An 18,908-nucleotide genomic window follows, 5' to 3' on the forward strand; every position below is an offset into this window, starting at 1 on the left:
GACGGAGGCTGCCGCCAGGCGGAGCGGCCTGGCGACCGCCCCCTCCCCGGTGCCGTGGGCAATCGGGTGCAGGCGAGGGAGAACGGAGGACGCGAGGCAGGTCGTGGCGGGACGCGAGGATCCGGCGGTCGCCCGCGCGGGGTTTGCGGCGTACGGGCGCGTCGGCCGCGTGCTGGTCACCAGGCGGGGTGACGGGGATGCAGGCTGGGTACGGCTGTGGACCTCAGCGGCGCCTAGTCGGCGACCCACGGACACGCGCCTCCCCAACTGGACGGAGCCGGGCTCAGGGCACACCCGTCTCGCTCTCACCGACAGAACTGGCCCCGTTGCGGCCGGGCGGCGGTGCCTCAGCGCGCCGACCGACAGCCGTGAACCCTACCAGCCGGCGGGTGGGCCGGAGGAGTCCGTTCTCGGCAGCTGACGGTTAAGAATTTCGCCGCCCCCTGACACAGGAGACAACGAGCGTCGGCCCGATCGGATACGGCCGAACCACCAACTGGCGGGAAGTCGCCGTCGGTGCGGAAAGGGTGGGTGCTGAGGGGATCGAACCCCCGACATCTTCCTTGTAAGGGAAGCGCTCTACCGCTGAGCTAAGCACCCGGGAGCGACGCAGTTTACCCGAGTCCGGGGACCAGTTCGGACAACGCGCGGGCGTAGTCGTCGGGGTCGCGGGCGTCGGGCACGTCGTTGACCACGGACCACCGCACCACGCCCTCGGCGTCGATCACGAAGGTCCCCCGCAGCGCGTGACCGCGCTCCACGTCGAACACCCCGTACGCCGACGCGATCGCCCCATGCGGCCAGAAGTCGCTCAGCAGAGCGAAGTCCAGCCGCGCGGACTCGGCGTACGCGCGCAAGGTGAACATGGGGTCGCAGGACACCCCGACGAACTCGGCCGCGCTGAGCAGGTCGGGGCGGTCCCGCAGCGCCTCCAGCTCACTCGTGCAGACCCGGCTGAAGGCGTACGGGTAGAACACCACGACGACCGGCCGCCCACCCCGAAGAGAGGACAGGCGCCACGGCTCGCCGTGCTGCGTCCGTGTGGTGAAGTCCGGTGCCTCGCTGCCGACCAGGAGGGCGGCAGCGGGGCTCACTTCTTGACCCGTGGCGACTTCGGCATCACCAGTTTGGTGGCGGACCAGTCATCGGTCACCGTCAGGCTGCTGGTCGTGGCCAGTCCGGCGGTGGGTGCTGCCTCGGCGATGTCGCTGGCGTCGACGTAGCCCTCCCGGCCCACCTTCGGGGTCAGCAGCCACACCACGCCCCCGGCCTTGAGGTCGGTCAGGACGTCGAACAGCGCGTCCACGAGATCGCCGTCACCGTCCCGGAACCACAGCAGCACGACGTCCACGACGTCATCGGTGTCCTCGCCGACGAATTCCTCGCCGGTCGTCTCCTGGATGGCGTCGCGCAGTGCGTCGTCGCAGTCCTCGTCGTAGCCGAGCTCCTGGACGACCCAGCCGCTCTCCAGGCCGAGCCGGCTCGCCATGTTCGGCTCGCCGCTCTTGCCGTCCGCGTGGTCCGCGGTCGCGCTCACGTGTCCTCCTCCGTCGTCCCCGGGGCCCGGGGGTAGGCGTCAGTAGCAGTAGTCCATCGTGGCCTACCGCGTCGCGCAAGTATGCACGAGGGTTCCGTGACGTGTCCGGTATCCGCGTGCCGTGGACCGTGCGTGTCCGCTCCGACTGCCCTCCGGAGGCCGGATCCTGCCCGGGAAGGGACGCAAAGTAGAACGCATTCCGAACAGGTGACAGGATTGCTAGGAGTACCGACTAGTGCTTGGCAGGATCGACTAGACAGAACGGCAGGACACCGTGGCTTCCGGACACGAACCACCAGCCATCATCACCGAGGGGATGCCGACCCAGCTCCCCGACATCGACCCCGACGAAACTCGTGAGTGGGTCGAATCGCTCGACGCCGTGCTGGACGAGCGGGGCAAGTCGCGCGCGCGTTACCTGATGCTCAAGCTGATCGAGCGGGCCCGGGAGCGGCAGGTCGGCGTGCCGGCGCTGCGCAGCACCGACTACATCAACTCGATCCCGCCCGAGCGCGAGCCGTGGTTCCCCGGCGACGAGCACATCGAGCGGCGGATCCGGGCCTTCATCCGGTGGAACGCCGCGGTGATGGTGAGCAAGGCCAACCGCAAGGGCCTCGAGGTCGGCGGTCACATCGCCACCTACCAGTCGGCGGCCAGCCTGTACGAGGTCGGGTTCAACCACTTCTTCCGCGGCAAGGACCACCCGGGCGGTGGCGACCAGATCTTCATCCAGGGCCACGCCTCGCCGGGCATCTACGCGCGCGCGTTCCTCGAGGGCCGGCTGACCACGGACCAGCTGGACGGCTTCCGCCAGGAGGTCTCCCGGGGTGCCCACCAGGGCCTGTCGTCGTACCCGCACCCGCGGCTGATGCCGGACTTCTGGGAGTACCCGACGGTCTCGATGGGGCTGGCGGCGCTGGACTCGATCTACCAGGCCCGGTTCAACCGGTACCTGCACCACCGCGGCATCAAGGACACCAGCGACCAGCACGTCTGGACGTTCCTCGGTGACGGCGAGATGGGCGAGCCGGAGTCGCTCGGCGCGATCGGCCTGGCCGCCCGCGAGGAGCTCGACAACCTCACCTTCGTGATCAACTGCAACCTGCAGCAGCTGGACGGACCGGTCCGCGGCAACGGCAAGGTCATCCAGGAGCTGGAGGCGTTCTTCCGCGGCGCCGGCTGGAACGTGATCAAGGTGATCTGGGGCCGCGAGTGGGACGCGCTGCTGGCGCAGGACCACGACGGCGCGCTGGTGAACAAGATGAACACCACCCCGGACGGCCAGTTCCAGACCTACTCGGTCGAGTCCGGCGAGTACATCCGCAACAACTTCTTCGGCGGCGACCAGCGGCTGCGCCAGATGGTCAGCAACCTGTCCGACGAGGACCTGCGCAAGCTGCCCCGCGGCGGTCACGACTACCGCAAGGTGTACGCCGCGTTCAAGAGCGCCAAGGAGCACGTCGGCCAGCCGACGGTCATCCTGGCCCAGACCATCAAGGGCTGGACGATCGAGGCGCTGGAGGGCCGCAACGCGACCCACCAGATGAAGAAGCTGACCTCGGACGACCTGAAGGCCTTCCGCGACCGGCTCTATCTGCCGATCGAGGACAAGGACCTCGAGGACGCCTACAACCCGCCGTACTTCCACCCCGGCACCGACTCGCCGGAGTACCAGTACATGATGGAGCGGCGCCGGCAGCTCGGCGGTTTCCTGCCCGAGCGGCGGGTGGCCCCGAAGACGTCGCTGAAGCTGCCCGACAACAAGGTCTACGCGCCGCTCAGCAAGGGCAGCGAGAAGACCCCGGTGGCCACCACGATGGCGCTGGTCCGGCTGTTCCGCGACCTGATGAAGGACCCGGAGATCGGCGACCGGATCGTGCCGATCGCCCCGGACGAGTACCGCACGTTCGGCATGGACTCGATGTTCCCGACGGCCAAGATCTATTCGCCGCACGGGCAGAACTACGAGGCCGTGGACCGCGCGCTGCTGCTGTCGTGGAAGGAGTCCCAGCAGGGCCAGCTGCTGCACGAGGGCATCAGCGAGGCCGGCGCGATGGGCTCGATGATCGCGGCCGGTACGGCGTACGCGACGCACGGCGAGCCGATGATCCCGTTCTACATCTTCTACTCGATGTTCGGGTTCCAGCGCACCGGCGACTCGCTCTGGGCGCTCGGCGACCAGCTCGGCCGGGGCTTCCTGATCGGCGCCACGGCCGGCCGGACGACGCTGACCGGTGAGGGCCTGCAGCACGCCGACGGGCACTCCCCGCTGCTCGCCTCGACCAACCCGGCGGCGGTGCACTACGACCCCGGTTTCGCCTACGAGGTCGCGCACATCGTCAAGGACGGGCTGCGCCGGATGTACGGCTACGGCCTGGACAAGGACAAGCCGTTCGGCGAGGACGTCTTCTACTACCTGACCGTCTACAACGAGCCGGTTCCGCAGCCGGCCGAGCCGGAGAACCTCGACGTCGCGGCACTGCTCAAGGGCATGTACCGCTTCAGCGAGGGGCAGGCGACCGAGGACGACGCGCCGCGTGTGCAGCTGCTGGCCTCCGGTGTGGCGCTGCCGTGGGTGCGCAAGGCCCAGCAGATCCTCGCCGACGAGTACTCGGTGGCCGCCGACGTCTGGTCGGTGACCTCCTGGAACGAGCTGCGCCGGGACGCGATCGCCGCGGAGGAGCACAACCTGCTGCACCCGGACGAGGACGAGCGGGTTCCGTTCGTCACCGAGCAGCTGAAGGACACCAAGGGCCCGGTCGTCGCGGTCAGCGACTTCATGCGGTCGGTCCAGGACCAGATCTCCCGCTGGGTCCCGAACGACTACACCTCGCTCGGCACCGACGGCTGGGGTCTGGCCGACACCCGTGCGGCCGCGCGCCGGCACTTCCACGTCGACGCCGAGTCGATCGTGGTCGCCACGCTGGAGATCCTGGCCAAGCGCGGTGACGTCAAGCGCGAGGTGGCCGCCGAGGCTGCCCGCAAGTACCGCATCGACGACCCGACCGCGGTCGCCGGCGTGAAGCAGGAGGGCGCCGGCGCCTGACGCCGACGTCCGAGCCAGGGGCCGTCCACCGACCAGGTGGGCGGCCCTTCGCGCGTCTACGACAAACCACGTAGCCGCGGCCGCGCGCGAGTTGGGTAGATCGTCCGACGCGGCCGCGGGCCCCGCGCTCCTAGCGTCGAAGGACCTTCCACGACGAGCGGAGACGGACATGTTCACCGAACAGATCGAGACGGTCATCATCGGCGCCGGGCAGGCCGGACTGGCCACCGCCCACCACCTGCACAAGCGGGGGCGGCAGTGCGTCGTGCTCGACGCCAACGCCCGGATCGGCGACAACTGGCGGGCCCAGTGGGACACCCTGCGGCTCTACACGCCGCGCCGGTACGACGGGCTGCCCGGCCTGCGCTTCCCCGGCGACGGCTGGTCGTACCCGACGAAGGACGAGGTCGCCGACTACCTGGAGTCGTACGCCGCCCACTTCGAGCTGCCGGTCCGGACCAGCACCACGGTCGACCGGCTCGAACGGTCGGGCGACGGCGGCTTCGTCGTGACCACGGGCGATCGCCGCATCCTGGCCGACAACGTCGTGGTTGCCACCGGCACCTTCGGCCGGACGCCGTACCTGCCCGACTTCGCGGTCGACGTGGACCCGGCGATCCGGCAACTGCACTCCAGCGAGTACCGCCGGCCCAGCCAGCTCAAGGACGGGCCGGTGCTCGTAGTCGGCGGCTCCCACTCGGGCACGGACATCGCGTACGAGGTGGCGCTGACCCATCCGACCGTGCTCTGCGGCCGGGACCCGGGCCAGATCCCGGTCCGGCTGGAGAAGAAGGGCGCTCGGCTCTTCTTCCCGGTGTTCCTGTTCGTCGGCAGCCACCTGCTCACCCGGCGGACTCCGATGGGCCGCAAGGAACTGCGGGAGGTCCGCTACCACGGCGGTCCCGCGCTCCGGGTGAAGCGCGAGGACCTGCTGACCCGGGGCGTCGAGCGGGTGCCCGAGCGGGTCGTCGGCGTACAGGACGGGCGGCCGCTGCTCGACGGCGGCCGGGTGCTCGACGTCGCCAACGTGGTGTGGTGCACCGGGTTCCGTCAGGTGTTCGACTGGATCGATCTCCCGGTGATCGGCGCGGACGGCTGGCCCGAGGAGTCGCGGGGCGTCGTACCGGCAGCGCCGGGGTTGTTCTTCTGCGGCCTGTCGTTCCAATTCGCGTTCACCTCGATGACGCTGCCGGGCGTCGGCCGGGACGCCGAGTACGTCGCCGAGCGCATCGCCGCCCGGGCGCGCAGACCTCGCACCGTCGCTGCCGGATGAGGCCGCGCGCGCGTATTGTCGGCGGAAGGGGAGGACTGCGCGATGGGCATCGTCGACGATCTCGAGCAGGCGCGGCAGGCGTTCGAACGGCGGGACTGGACCGCCGCCTACCAGCGACTGTCGACCGTCGGCGACCAGGAGCCCGACGAGCTGACCCCGGACGACCTGCTGTCCCTGGCCACCGCGGCGTACTTGGCCGGGGACGACGACGCCTGCATCCGGGCCCTCCAGCGTGGTTACCAGGCGGGCATCGAGCGCGGTGACACGCTGCGGGCGATCAGGTTCGCCTTCTGGCTCGGACTCGTCCTGAACGTCCGCGGCGAGGCGGCGGTCGCCAGTGGCTGGGTCGCCCGGGCGCAGCGCCTGCTGGCCGGCCAGCCCGCCGATGTGGTCGAGCGTGGCTACCTGCTGATCCACGACTTCTTCCGGTGCCTCGACCGGCAGGACTTCGCCGGCGCGTTGCGGGTCGGCACCGAGATGACCGATCTGGGCCGCCGGTTCAGCAACGACGACCTGGTGGCTCAGGGTCTGGTCTGCCAGGGCCGCCTGCTGATCTATGCGGGCCGGGTCCCCGACGGACTAACGCTGCTCGACGAGGCGATGGTCGCGGTCGCGGCCGGCGAGCTGTCCCCGATCTTCGCGGGCAACGTCTACTGCGCGATGATCGAGGCCTGCCAGGAGGTGCTGGACTTCGGTCGCGCGTCGGCCTGGACCAGCGCGCTGACCCGATGGTGCGACAGCCAGCCCGACCTCGTCCCGTTCACCGGACAGTGCGCCGTGCACCGGGGGCAGATCCTGCGGCTGCGGGGCGCGTTCACCGAAGCGCTGGAGGAGTTTGAGCTCGCCTGCCGCCGGTACGCCGCCTCGCGCTCCCAGGCCGCGGCAGGACTCGCCCTGAGCGAGCAGGGCGACGTCCTGCGCATCCGCGGTGACCTGGCCCGGGCCGAGACCTCCTACGAGCAGGCCTCTGGCTTCGGCCACGAGCCCCAGCCCGGTCTGGCCCTGCTGTGGCTAGCCCGGGGCCGTACGCCGGCCGCCCTCGCGGCGATCCGCCGCCTGCTCGCCGAGACGCCCGGCCCGGTCCAACGCGCCCGGCTGCTGCCCGCGGCGGTGGAGATCCTGGTGGCCGGCGAGTGTCACGACGAAGCCGAGCGGGCCGGGAGCGAACTGACCGAGATCGCGGCGGCCTTCGGCTGCACCGGCCTGCGCGCGATGGCGGCGTACGGCACCGGGCTGGTCGCCCTGGCGGTCGGCGATCCCGACCGCGCGCTGCCGCAGGCGCGGCTGGCCAACCGGCTCTGGAGCGACCTGCAAGCGCCGTACGAGGTTGCGCGGGCCCGGGTGCTGGTCGGGCGGGCGTTCCGGGGGCTCGGGGACGAGGACTCGGCGACGGCCGAGCTGACCGCCGCGTTCCAGACCTTCTCCGAGCTCGGCGCGGTGAGCTGTCGCGAGGACACCGGGCGCCTGCTGCACCGCCCGAGCGCGGGTGGCCTCACCCCGCGCGAGCTCGAGGTCCTGCGTTTGGTTGCCGACGGCCACAGCAACACGGAGATCGCCCAGCGCCTCGTGCTCAGCGACAAGACGGTCGCCCGGCACCTGTCGAACATCTTCGGCAAGCTCGCGGTCCCGTCGCGCACAGCGGCGGTCGCCAGCGCCCGGGAGCACAACCTGCTCTGAAATTCGGTGCGCCTCGCTGCCGGTGCCGATCTAGGCTCTGGTCATGCCTGAGCTGATCGAACCGACCATGGCCTTGCGCGACTCCTGGCTGGAGTCCTCGCGTGAGTGGGGTGCGCAGCCCCAGCACGGCTCCGGGCTGCACGAGACCGACGAGGTCGGCACGGTCGAGGGTTTCACCGCCTGGATCGAGCGACTGAAGGCGGAGGGTGACGAGACCCGCGAGCTCGCACCTGGTCGCGTGCCCGCGGCGTACTGGTGGATCGTTGACGACGGCAACTACGCCGGAGCGATCACGCTGCGGTACCGGCTGAACGAGAAGCTGCTCGACGGTGGCGGACACATCGGGTACGGCGTCCGGCCGTCGGCGCGCGGGCGCGGACTGGCGTCGTGGGCGCTCGGCGCCGTCCTCGACCGGGCTCGCGCTCGGGGTCTCGACCGCGTGCTGGTCACCTGTGACGACGGCAACCTCGCGTCGGCCCGGACGATCGAGCGCAACGGCGGTGTCCTGGAGGACGTCCGCGAGACCTGGCTCGGCATCACCCGGCGGTACTGGATCGCGCTCTGACCCCCGGGTGATGGTTGGTAACGGCAACCGACTACCGTCGAGACGTTTGATTTCCGTCGACGGGGAGTAGTCGATCGTGTCGCAGACACAGTCCGGAACCGATCAGGACACCGCGTTCTTCGGGCATCCGCGGGGCCTGAGAACGCTGTTCGCCACCGAGTTGTGGGAGCGGTTCAGCTATTACGGGATGCGCGCCATCCTGCTGCTGTACCTGACCGACCAGGCGCACGGGCTCGGGCTCGGGCAGTCGCTCGGCGAGGCGGTCGTGTCGATCTACGGCGCGTCGGTCTACCTGCTGTCGGTGCTCGGCGGCTGGTTGGCCGACCGGGTCGTCGGCGCCCGCCGTACGGTCCTGTACGGCGGGTCGGTGATCGTGGCCGGCCACCTCAGTCTCGCGCTGCCCGCCGAGGGCCTGGCCTACCTGGGCATCGCCCTGGTTGCCCTCGGCACCGGCCTGCTGAAGCCGAACGTGTCGACCATGGTCGGCACCCTGTACGCCGACGGCGACGACCGGCGCGACTCGGCGTTCTCGATCTTCTACATGGGCATCAACCTCGGCTCGTTCAGCGCGCCGTTCGTGGTCGGCTTCCTGCGCCGCGAGTTCGGCTTCCACGTCGCGTTCGCGGCGGCCGCGGTCGGGATGACGCTGGCGCTGGTCGCGTACGTGCTCGGCCGGCGGACGCTGCAGGGCCGCGGCGACACCCCGCCGAACCCGTTGACCGCGCAGGACCGGCCGACGATGCTCAAGGTCACCGGCGCGGTCGTCGGCCTGCTGCTCGTGGTGTTCGCCTTCTCCGCCTGGCGCACCGGCGGAATCGGGCCGAAGCCGGTCGTCGACGCGATCTCGTACCTGTGTTTCCTGGCGCCGATCGCCTACTTCACGATGCTGTTGCGCAGCCCGCTGGTGACACCGATCGAGCGGCAGCAGGTCCGGGCCTACATCCCGCTGTTCGTCGCGGCGATGTTGTTCTTCATGCTGTTCGAGCAGGCCGCGACGACGCTGACCACCTTCGCCGCGGACCGGACCGCGCTGGACCTGTTCGGCCTCTCGATCTCGCCGGAGTTCTTCCAGTCGGTCAACCCGTTCTCGATCGTCGTGCTGGCGCCGGTGTTCGCGGCGGTCTGGATCAAGCTCGGCGACCGCGGCCCCGGGATCGGCCAGAAGTTCGCCACCGGCCTGCTGCTGGCCGGGATCTCGTTCGCGGTGATGGGCGTCGCCTCGGCGGTTACCGGCGACGGTCTCGCCTCGCCGCTGTGGCTGATCCTGGTCTACGTCATCCAGACCCTGGGTGAGCTGTTCCTGTCCCCCGTCGGCCTGGCCGCGACCACCGTGCTCGCGCCGAAGGCGTTCCTCAGCCAGATGATGGCGCTGTGGTTCCTCGCCCCGGCGGCCGGGCAGGCGATCACCGCCCAGCTGGTCCAAGCCACCGAGGGAGCTTCCGACACGGCGTACTTCGGTGGTTTGGCGGTGGTGACGATCGCCTTCGCGCTCGCGCTGTACTTCCTCTCACCGTGGATCCGCCGGCACGCCGAACCGCACCGGAACCGCTGATCTCACCCGCGCGAGGGAGGCGAATCCCTCGCGGGGGTGAGGTTTTCGAGGGCTCGGCCACGCAGGCTTGAGGCATGACCGAGAGACCTGTGCCGCGGTGGGCCGAACGGCTGGCCCACGCGATTCCGTTCATGGTGCTGCCGTCGGGGTTGTGGCGGCTGGGTCTGGCCGCCGGGTGGTCGATGGGCATGGTGGACGAGGCCGGGCGGCCGATCCACGCGCACGGGTGGGAGATCGGGTACGTCGTGGTGCTCAGCCTGGTCTCCGAGGCGGTCGCGCTGACGGCGTTCGGCCTGGTCCGGCGGTGGGGCGAGGTGGTGCCGCGGTGGATCCCGTGGATCGGCTCGCGCCGCGTCCCGCCGTACGCGGCGATCGTGCCGGCGACGCTGGGCAGCCTGGCGCTGATCGCGATCTGGGGCTTCGCGTTCCGGGACGTGTTCAGCGACGAGTTCCTGCCGTTCGGCAGCGACGCGGCGAAGGCACTGATGATCGCCTGCTACGCGCCGCTGAACCTGTGGGGACCGGCGCTGCTCGTGCTGACGTGGGCGTACTACCGGCGCCGGGTCAGCTCGGCGGCGCCGGTGGAACCCGCGGCGGTGTGAGTGGAAACGGGTTCAGCGCGCGCGAGGTCTCGGCTTCAGGCGGGTGCCGGGCAGCGGCGGAGCCGGGAGCGGCGCGCCGTCGTACCCGGGCACGGCCGGGAACCGGGCCGAGCCGCCGGCCTCGATCGACGCCATCCAGTCGTTGCGCGCGGCAACAACCTCCTCGTGCGACCGGCCGATGAAGTTCCACCACATCACCAACTGCTCGTCGAACGGCTCGCCCCCGAGCAGCACGAACCGGGCGCCGTCGGCACCGGCGGTCAGCTCGATCGCGTCCCGGCCGGCGCCGAAGTACGCCATCTCGCCGAACCCGGGCGCGACCTGCCCGGCGCTGACCGACCCGTCGACCACCAGGACGGCGTACTCGAACTCGGGCGTCAGCGGCACCGCCACGGTCCGTCCCGGCTCGATCGTCACGTCGGCCCCGACCAGCGGCGTGTACGCCGGAGCCGGCGACGTGACCCCACCGACCGTGCCGACCATCACCTTCGCCCGCGCGCCGTCGAGCTCCAGCACGGGCAGGTCGGCGTAGGCGTTGAAGGCGGGCGGGACCGTGTTACGGGCCGACTCGGGCAGGGCGACCCACAGTTGTACGCCGTGCAGCATCGGCGGCGCCGACGGCAGCGAGATCTCCGAGTGCGCGATGCCCGGGCCCGACGTCATGATGTTCAGCTCGCCCGGCCGGACCATCGCGTGCGACCCGGCGGAGTCGCGGTGCTCGATCTCGCCCTCGATCAGCCAGCTCACCGTCTGCAGACTGGTGTGCGGGTGCGGCGGCACGAACATGCCCCGCTCCCCCGGTACGTCGTACGAGTCGACCCGGGCGGTCAGGTCGTCCGGTCCGTAGTGGTCGGCGAAACACCACGCGCCGACCATCCGGCGGTTCTTGTTCGGCAACAGCCGACGGACCTTCGTGGTCCGGCCGAGCACCACCTGCCGCGGCTCCAGCAGCTCCTGCACCGGCCCCTCCGCGTCCGCCCCGTCGCAGACGACCTCGGCCGGGTCGTTCTCCAAGTCGCTCATTGCACGAGTATGGACTCTGACGCGCGAACTCTGGAGGCTGCCCGTGCACGACGTACTCGACCTTCGCGACCTCGTCCCGGACGAGGCCGAGCAACTGGAGAGCGCCGGGTACGCCGTCGGCGACCTGCACGCGCGGGCCCGGATCGCGGCGGCCGCGGGCGACCTCACCCAGCTGGCCGACATCGAGACCGCGCTGGCGGCACTGCGGCGTGACCCGGAGTGGCCGTACGAGGAACCGGAGCCGACCGGGTCGGGATCGCAGGCGCCGACGCCGCCCGGGGACGACCTGGCCGACCGGATCCGGGGCGCGTGGCTCGGACGCTGCGTCGGGAACACGATGGGCAAGCCGGTCGAGGGGCTGAGCCGCGCCGATGTCCGGACCTATCTCGAGGCGGTCGGGGACTGGCCGCTGAGCGGGTTCGTCCCGTACGCCGCGACGCCTCCGCCCGGCATCGTCCTGCACCCGTCGGCGGCCGAGGCGTCCGCGGGCCGGTTCGACGCGGTACCGCGCGACGACGACCTCGACTGGACGATGCTCGGGCTGCACCTGCTGGAGACGTACGGGCCGGAGCTGCGCACCGAGGACGTCGCGCGCGAGTGGCTGGACCGGATGCCGTTCACGCAGACCTACACCGCGGAGCGGGCGGCGTACCGGAATCTCGTGCAGGGCCTGCGCCCGCCGGACACGGCCACCACGCGCAACCCCTACCGCGAGTGGATCGGCGCGCTCATCCGCGTCGACGCCTACGGCTACGCCAACCCGGGCAACCCCGCCGAGGCGGCGCGTCTGGCCCTGGTCGACGCGAGCCTGTCCCACACCGCCAACGGCCTGTACGGCGCTCAATGGGCCGCCGCGCTCGTCGCCCAGGCGCTCGTCGCGGACGGGATCACCGAGGCGTTGCGCGTCGCGCTCGACGTCGTCCCGCCGAAATCGCGCCTCGCCGACAGCCAACGGGCTCTGCTCGATCTGCACGCGCAGGGTGCGACCGCCGAGGAGGCCCTCGACTGGATCGACGAGACGCTCGACTACAACTGGGTGCACACGCTCAACAACGCCGCGATCATCACCACGGCGCTGCTCTGGGGCGACGGCGACTACGTCCGCACGCTGGGCTTGTCCGTCGGCGCCGGGCGCGACACCGACTCCACCAGCGCGACGGTCGGCAGCGTCTTCGGCGCTTTACACGGCGCCGCCGCCATCCCTGCTGTCCTGACCGAGGCGGGCAACGGCGTCGTCCGCTCAGCCGTCCGAGGCTTCGACCGCATCACGATCGACGAACTGGTCGAGCGGACCACGGCGCTTCACGGCGAGTTCTGACGGCCCTCAGCTGTTCGTCCACTCCAGCAGCTCGTCGGCGTCCCAGGTGTTGACCACCTGGGACGGGTCGACGCCGCACTCCTCGGCGCGTTCGCAGCCGTAGGGCTGCCAGTCGAGCTGGCCCGGGGCGTGCGCGTCGGTGTCGATCGAGAACTGACAGCCGGTCTCGACGGCCAGGGAAAGCAGGCGGCGTGGCGGGTCGAGGCGTTCCGGGCGGGAGTTGATCTCGACCGCGGTGCCGAACTGGCGGCAGGCCTCGAAGACGACCTCGGCGTCGAAGTCCGACTCCGGGCGGGTGCCGCGGCCGCCGGTGACGAGCCGGCCCGTGCAGTGGCCGAGGATGTCGACGTGCGGGTTGGCGATCGCCTTGACCATTCGCTCGGTCATCGGCTCCGACGCCATCCGCAGCTTGGAGTGCACGCTGGCGACCACCACGTCGAGCCGGGCCAGGATCTCGATGTCGCAGTCCAGCGACCCGTCGTCCAGGATGTCGACCTCGATCCCGTTCAGGATCCGGAACCCGTCGAGCTCGTCGGCTAGCTTCTTGTTCAGCTCGGCGACCACGTCGAGCTGCTGCAGCCGCCGTTCGCGGGACAGCCCGTTGGCCACCGTCAGCCGCGGCGAGTGGTCGGTCAGCGCGATGTAGGAGTGCCCGAGCCGGGCCGCCGTGCGCGCCATCTCCTCGATCGGGCTGCCGCCGTCGGACCAGTCCGAGTGCAGGTGCAGATCCGCCTTCAGCGCCGCCCGCATCGCCGTACCGGCCTCGGTCAGCGCGGCGGCCCCCTGCTCCAGCTTCGTCAGGTACGCCGGCACCGCGCCGTCCATCGCCTCCAGGATCACCGCCTCGGTCTTCGGCCCGATCCCCGGCAACTCGGTCAGCGTCCCGGCGCGCTTCCGCGCCCGCACCTCGGTGGCCGGCAACGCCTCGATCGTGTCGGCGGCGCGCCGATAGGCCTTCACCCGATGAGTCGGCTGCCGGTCGCGCTCCAGGTAGTACCCGATCGCGCGCAACGCCTCGACCGCCGCCGTCACCCCAGCCTTGTCGCTCATGGCCTCCATCATGGCGGGTCGGTGGGACAACCGCGGACAGCTATGGTCGGGGCGTGGCTAAGGGCAAGGGTCAGACGCATGCGGCGCGCGCGGAGCGGCTGCAGGGGGCTACTGGCGCGCTGGCCACGGCGGCGATCGCGGCGATGGACGAGAAGTTGCCGTGGTTCGGCAAGTTGTCGGCGCAGGACCGGTCCTGGATCGGGCTGGTCGCGCAGTCCGGCATCACCGCGTTCGTGGACTGGTTCCGCGACCCCGAGGCGCACTCGTCGATGCCGACACGGATGTTCGGGTCGGCGCCGCGGGAGTTCACCCGGGTGATCAGCCTGCACCAGACCGTCGACCTGGTCCGGACCACGATCGAGATGATCGAGAACACGATCGGCGACCTGCTGCCCGCCGAGGACGTGCCGGCCGTGCACGAGGCGATGCAGCGGTACGCGCGTGAGGTCGCGTTCGCGGCGGCCGCGGTCTACGCGCAGGCGGCCGAGATGCGCGGCGCGTGGGACGCCCGGCTGGAAGCGCTGGTGGTCGACTCGGTGATCCGCGGCGAGGCCGACGAGTCGGTCCGGTCGCGCGCCTCGGCGCTGGGCTGGACCGGCGCCACCGGGTCGTCCGAGGTGGCGGTCGTGGTCGGCCGGGCCCCCGACGGAGAGTCCGGTACGGCGAACGTCTCCGACGCCGTCCGGGCCGCCGCCCGCGAAGCCGGTGCCGACGCGTTGTGCGCGATGCAGGGCGACCGGCTGGTGGTAGTACTTGGTGGTACGAGTAAACCTGTCGAGATCGTACAAAAGCTGGTCGGCTGGTTCGGGCCCGGTCCGATCGTCGTCGGGCCGGTTGTCAAGGACCTGATGGCGGCCGTCACCTCGGCCCGCGCGGCGGTCGCCGGACTGCGCGCGGCGCCGGCCTGGCCGACGGCTCCGCGACCGGTGCACGCCGACGAACTGCTCGCCGAGCGATCGCTGTCCGGCGACGGTCACGCCCGCCGTCAACTGGCCACCGGCGTCTACGGCCCGCTCACGATGGGCGACGGAGTCCTGCTCGACACCGTTTCGGCGTACCTGGACTCGGGTGGTTCGATCGAGGCGACGGCCCGGGCGATGTTCATCCACGCCAATACCGTCCGGTACCGGCTGAAGCGTGTGGGCGAAATCACCGGTTACTCGCCGGGCAATCCCCGCGACGCTTTCACGTTACGTGTCGCACTGGCCCTCGGCCGCCTGCTCAACCCGGAACCAGGGGCCCACGTTTTGTAGGATCCCTACAAAGTCCAGGCGGTAGAATTCGTGCTGCCGCGTAGCCCACGATCGGTCCGGCTCAGGGAGAGTTGTCACGTGCTCGTCATCGTCGCGCCCGGACAGGGCGCCCAAGCCCCAGGTTTCCTCGAGCCGTGGCTGGAGGACCCAGTCTTCGCCAACCGGCTGAACTGGTTGTCCGCCGTCGCCGGTCTCGACCTCGCCCACTACGGCACGAAGGCCGACGCGGAGACCATCCGTGACACCGCGATCGCGCAGCCGCTGCTGGTCGCCTCCAGCATGCTGGCCGCGCTGGCCGTGTTCCCGCACCCCGGTGACGCGTTCCAGAAGATGGGCGCGCTGGCCGGTCACAGCGTCGGCGAGATCGCCGCGGCGGTCGGCGCCGGGGTGATCAGCGCCGAGCAGGCGATGGTGTTCGTCCGCGAGCGCGGCAAGGCGATGGCCGCCGCGTCCGCGCAGACCGCGACCTCGATGACCGCCGTACTGGGTGGTGACCGGGACGAGATCCTGGCCAAGCTCGCGCAGTACGGGCTGACCGCCGCCAACGACAACGGGCCCGGCCAGATCGTTGCCGCCGGCACCGTCGAGGAGCTGGCCGCGCTGGCCGAGGACCCGCCGGCCAAGGCCCGGCTGATCCCGCTGTCGGTGGCCGGAGCCTTCCACACCAAGCACATGGAGCCCGCCGTCCAGACCCTGGCCGGCTACGCCCGCTCGATCACCACCCACGACCCCCGCGCGCGGCTGATCTCCAACCGCGACGGCCAGGTCGTGCACGACGGCCAGGACGTCCTGCAGCGCTTGGTCCAGCAGGTCAACGCGCCGGTCCGCTGGGACCTGTGCATGCAGACGATGGCCGACCTGCAGGTCACCGGCATCCTGGAGATGACCCCGGCCGGCACGCTGACCGGGATCGCCAAGCGCGCGCTCAAGGGCGTCGAGACGTTTGCGCTGAAGACGCCGGACCAGCTCGACGACGCCCGCGCGTTCGTCGACAAGCACGGCAGTCCGTCGGAGATCGACGCCTCGCCGACCTGGCGGCTGCTGGTCGCGCCGATGAAGGGCACGTTCACCCGCGAGGCGCAGGTCAAGCGCGAGGCGGGCGACGCCGTCGAGGCCGGCGAGGTGGTCGCGAGGGTGTTGAGCCTGCGCGACGAGCTCGAGGTGCGGGCCCCGCACGGCGGCATCGTGGTGGAGTGGCTGGTCGAGGAGGGCGACCCGGTCGCCCCCGGGCAGCCGCTGGTCCGGTTGCATCCGAGCGGAGGAAACTGACATGACCGGCACGATCGCTTCAGTCCAGGGCGCGGCGCACACCGCCGTCCTGGGCCTCGGTTCCTACCGCCCGCGGCGCGTCGTGCCGAACTCGGTGATCCTCGAGCAGATCGACTCCAGCGACGAGTGGATCCGGACCAGGTCCGGCATCCGTGAACGCCGCTGGGCCGAGCCCGACGAGACCGTGCTGATGATGTCGGTCGAGGCCGCCAAGCAGGCGCTGCGCGACTCCGGCATCGACCCGGCCCAGATCGGCTGCGTCGTCGTGGCCACCGTCACGCACCTGTACCAGACGCCCGCGATCGCGACCCGGATCGCGGTCGAGGTCGGCGCCCCGACGGCCGCCGCGTTCGACATCTCCGCGGCCTGCGCGGGCTTTTGCTACGGCGTCGCGATGGCCAGCGACATGGTCCGCGGCGGCAGCGCGAAGTACGTGCTGGCGATCGGCGTCGAGCGGCTCAGCGACATCACCGACCGGACCGACCGCGGGACGGCGTTCATCTTCGCCGACGGCGCCGGCGCGGCCGTCGTCGGTCCGTCCGACGAGCCCGGCATCGGCCCGGTGGTGTGGGGTTCCGACGGCACCCAGCACGCGCTGATCAGCCAGAAGGAGTCCTGGCAGGAGGCGGCCGGCAGCTTCAACTGGCCGCACCTGACGATGGACGGCAACCCGGTCTTCCGCTGGGCGTCGTACGAGATGGCCAAGGCCGCGCAGCAGGCGCTGGACGTGGCCGGCGTGAGCGCCGAGGACCTCGACCTGTTCGTGCCGCACCAGGCCAACATGCGGATCACCGACGCGATGCGGCGGGCGCTCAAGCTGCCCGAGCACGTCAAGGTGGCCCGCGACATCGAGCGCCAGGGCAACACCTCGGCCGCCTCGATCCCGCTGGCCATCGAGGCGATGCGCGAGTCCGGCGAGGCCAAGAGCGGCGACCTGGCGCTCATCATCGGGTTCGGGGCCGGGCTGGTGTACGCCGGCCAGGTGATCCGGATCCCGTAGCACTCCCCCAGTTGTCCGGGAACGGCTCAGGTGGCCGGGCCCGGCGTACGCAAGCAGCAGAAATCCGAAAGGGAAACCACACAGATGGCCAGCACCGAAGAGATCCGCAGCAACCTCGCCGAGATCGTCAACGAGATCGCGGGTATCCCGGTCGAGGACGTCCAGCTGGACAAGTCCTTCACCGACGACCTCGACGTCGACTCGCTCTCCATGGTGGAGGTCGTGGTGGCCGCCGAGGAGAAGTTCAGCGTGAAGATCCCCGACGACGAGGTCAAGAACCTGAAGACCGTCGGCGACGCGGTCGCGTTCATCGAGCGCGCCCAGAACGGCTGACCGAGCCCTGCCCGGATCGGGCCGGCGGCGGCGACCCACGAGGTCTTCGCTGCCGGCACCGCGCCAGTCACCATGCCAGTCACCACGCAGTCCACACCGCCGGCCCGCCGGCGTTCCCGTTACTCGCACCAGTTCTCTCGCCGAAGGATGAGGTAACCATGTCGAAGACCCGAGTCGTGATCACCGGGCTCGGAGCGACGACCCCGGTCGGGGGCGACGTCGCCAGTACCTGGGAAAGCCTGCTGGCCGGCCGGTCCGGCGCCAAGCTGCTGACCGCCGACTGGGTCGAGGAACTGCCGGTGAAGATCGCCGCCCCGGCCGCGGTCGAACCGACCGAGATCATCGAGCGGGTCAAGGCCCGGCGGCTGGACCGCAACGCGCAGTTCGCGGTGGTCGCCGCCCGTGAGGCCTGGGCCGACTCCGGCCTGGCCGACGTCGAGCTGGACAAGACCCGCCTCGGCGTCGCGATCGCCACCGGTATCGGCGGCCTGCTCACCACGCTGGCCAACTACGACGCGCTGCGCAACGGCCCGCGCCGGGTCTCGCCGCTGGCGATCCCGATGCTGATGCCGAACTCCGCGGCCGCCAACGTCGGCCTCGAGCTCGGCGCGCTGGCCGGCGTCCAGACGCCGGTCTCGGCCTGCGCCTCCAGCAACGAGGCGATTTCGCTGGCCGCCGACCAGATCCGGCTCGGCCGGGCCGACATCGTGGTCGCCGGCGGCGCGGAGGGGTCGATCGCCGGACTGCCGCTGGCCGCGTTCGGCCAGATGATGGCGCTGAGCCGGCGCAACGACGACCCGGAGCGCGCGTCGCGGCCGTGGGACGTCGACCGCGACGGCTTCCTGCTCGGTGAGGGCGCCGGCGTGCTGGTGCTGGAGACCTACGAGCACGCGGTCGCCCGGGGCGCCAAGATCTACGCCGAGTTCGCCGGCTCCGGCATCACCGCCGACGGCCACGACATCGTGCAGCCCGACCCGACCGGCTCGGGCGCGGAGCGCGCGATGCTGCAGGCGCTGCGCGAGGGCGACCTGACGGCCGCCGACGTCGTGCACATCAACGCGCACGCCACCTCGACGCCGGTCGGTGACGTCGCCGAGTCGGTGGCGATCCGCAAGGCGCTGGGCAGTGCGGCCGACCAGGCGGTCGCGACCGCGCCGAAGTCGATGTTCGGTCACCTGCTGGGCGCCGCCGGAGCGGTCGAGTCGATCGCCACCGTGCTCGCGCTGCACCACCGCGTGGTGCCGCCGACCATCAACCTCGACAAGGTGGACGACGGGGTCGACCTCGACATCGCCACCGAGCCGCGCAAGCTCGGCGACGGCGACCTCGCGGCGCTCAACAACTCCTTCGGCTTCGGCGGGCACAACGTCGCCTTGGCCTTCAAGTCGATCTGATTCTTGGCTGGGCCGG

16 protein-coding genes and 1 tRNA gene are annotated in these 18,908 nt (G+C 71.0%); 12 read left to right on the top strand and 5 right to left on the bottom strand.

Annotation, left to right across the window (positions count from 1 at the left end; genetic code table 11):
- Positions 1-528: 528 nt before the first annotated feature.
- From BWI15_RS26410 to BWI15_RS26420, 3 genes are all read right to left on the bottom strand, one after another.
- A tRNA-Val gene (locus tag BWI15_RS26410) sits at positions 529-600 on the bottom strand.
- A gap of 14 nt (positions 601-614) precedes the next feature.
- A complete protein-coding gene (locus BWI15_RS26415; RefSeq protein ID WP_077017114.1) occupies positions 615-1,094 on the bottom strand; it encodes a peroxiredoxin in 480 nt (159 codons plus the stop codon).
- Positions 1,091-1,537 carry a DUF3052 domain-containing protein gene (locus tag BWI15_RS26420; protein ID WP_077017115.1) on the bottom strand — a complete coding sequence of 149 codons (447 nt, stop codon included), beginning with the start codon at positions 1,535-1,537 and terminating at the stop codon, positions 1,091-1,093. The genes BWI15_RS26415 and BWI15_RS26420 overlap by 4 nt, the downstream gene beginning before the upstream one ends.
- A 316-nt stretch (positions 1,538-1,853) precedes the next feature.
- Between BWI15_RS26420 and aceE the strand changes: the two genes are divergently transcribed.
- From aceE to BWI15_RS26450, 6 genes are all read left to right on the top strand, one after another.
- Positions 1,854-4,583 carry a pyruvate dehydrogenase (acetyl-transferring), homodimeric type gene (aceE, locus tag BWI15_RS26425; protein ID WP_237771472.1) on the top strand — a complete coding sequence of 910 codons (2,730 nt, stop codon included), beginning with the start codon at positions 1,854-1,856 and terminating at the stop codon, positions 4,581-4,583.
- A 169-nt stretch (positions 4,584-4,752) separates the two neighbouring features.
- Entirely contained in the window at positions 4,753-5,856 is a 1,104-nt protein-coding gene (locus tag BWI15_RS26430) for a flavin-containing monooxygenase (RefSeq protein WP_077017117.1), read from the top strand.
- Positions 5,857-5,898: 42 nt separating this feature from the next.
- On the top strand, positions 5,899-7,533 hold the full coding sequence (locus BWI15_RS26435) for a helix-turn-helix transcriptional regulator (protein WP_077017118.1): 1,635 nt from the start codon (positions 5,899-5,901) through the stop codon (positions 7,531-7,533).
- A 43-nt stretch (positions 7,534-7,576) separates the two neighbouring features.
- Positions 7,577-8,098, top strand: a complete 522-nt coding sequence (locus BWI15_RS26440; protein WP_077017119.1) for a GNAT family N-acetyltransferase — start codon at positions 7,577-7,579, stop codon at positions 8,096-8,098.
- A gap of 76 nt (positions 8,099-8,174) precedes the next feature.
- Positions 8,175-9,650, top strand: a complete 1,476-nt coding sequence (locus BWI15_RS26445; protein ID WP_077017120.1) for a peptide MFS transporter — start codon at positions 8,175-8,177, stop codon at positions 9,648-9,650.
- Positions 9,651-9,724: 74 nt separating this feature from the next.
- The gene (locus tag BWI15_RS26450) at positions 9,725-10,252 is read left to right on the top strand and encodes a hypothetical protein (RefSeq protein WP_077017121.1); all 528 of its coding nucleotides are present in this window, start codon (positions 9,725-9,727) and stop codon (positions 10,250-10,252) included.
- 12 nt (positions 10,253-10,264) lie between these two features.
- On the opposite strand, the gene BWI15_RS26455 is transcribed toward BWI15_RS26450, so the two are convergent.
- Positions 10,265-11,275 carry a pirin family protein gene (locus tag BWI15_RS26455; RefSeq protein ID WP_077017122.1) on the bottom strand — a complete coding sequence of 337 codons (1,011 nt, stop codon included), beginning with the start codon at positions 11,273-11,275 and terminating at the stop codon, positions 10,265-10,267.
- A 43-nt stretch (positions 11,276-11,318) separates the two neighbouring features.
- Here BWI15_RS26455 and BWI15_RS26460 point away from each other — a divergent pair, with 43 nt between their 5' ends.
- On the top strand, positions 11,319-12,593 hold the full coding sequence (locus BWI15_RS26460) for an ADP-ribosylglycohydrolase family protein (protein WP_083751011.1): 1,275 nt from the start codon (positions 11,319-11,321) through the stop codon (positions 12,591-12,593).
- A gap of 6 nt (positions 12,594-12,599) precedes the next feature.
- Here the strand turns inward: BWI15_RS26460 and BWI15_RS26465 are convergent, their stop codons facing one another.
- A complete protein-coding gene (locus BWI15_RS26465; protein WP_077017123.1) occupies positions 12,600-13,643 on the bottom strand; it encodes a PHP domain-containing protein in 1,044 nt (347 codons plus the stop codon).
- A 53-nt stretch (positions 13,644-13,696) separates the two neighbouring features.
- On the opposite strand from BWI15_RS26465, the gene BWI15_RS26470 reads away from it, so the two are divergent.
- The 5 genes from BWI15_RS26470 (at position 13,697) to BWI15_RS26490 (ending at position 18,892) form a co-directional block, all read left to right on the top strand.
- A complete protein-coding gene (locus BWI15_RS26470) occupies positions 13,697-14,896 on the top strand; it encodes a PucR family transcriptional regulator (protein WP_077017124.1) in 1,200 nt (399 codons plus the stop codon).
- 78 nt (positions 14,897-14,974) lie between these two features.
- The gene (locus BWI15_RS26475; RefSeq protein ID WP_077017125.1) at positions 14,975-16,165 is read left to right on the top strand and encodes an acyltransferase domain-containing protein; all 1,191 of its coding nucleotides are present in this window, start codon (positions 14,975-14,977) and stop codon (positions 16,163-16,165) included.
- 1 nt (position 16,166) lies between these two features.
- On the top strand, positions 16,167-17,165 hold the full coding sequence (locus BWI15_RS26480; RefSeq protein ID WP_077017126.1) for a beta-ketoacyl-ACP synthase III: 999 nt from the start codon (positions 16,167-16,169) through the stop codon (positions 17,163-17,165).
- An 84-nt stretch (positions 17,166-17,249) separates the two neighbouring features.
- Positions 17,250-17,498, top strand: coding sequence for an acyl carrier protein (locus BWI15_RS26485; RefSeq protein WP_077017127.1), 249 nt, complete (start codon positions 17,250-17,252; stop codon positions 17,496-17,498).
- A gap of 158 nt (positions 17,499-17,656) precedes the next feature.
- Positions 17,657-18,892 (top strand): beta-ketoacyl-[acyl-carrier-protein] synthase family protein, encoded by a 1,236-nt coding sequence (locus BWI15_RS26490; RefSeq protein ID WP_077017128.1) that lies wholly within the window; start codon positions 17,657-17,659, stop codon positions 18,890-18,892.
- Positions 18,893-18,908 lie beyond the last annotated feature (16 nt).

It is taken from the genome of Kribbella sp. ALI-6-A, from assembly GCF_001984195.1.
Classification (GTDB): Bacteria; Actinomycetota; Actinomycetes; order Propionibacteriales; family Kribbellaceae; genus Kribbella.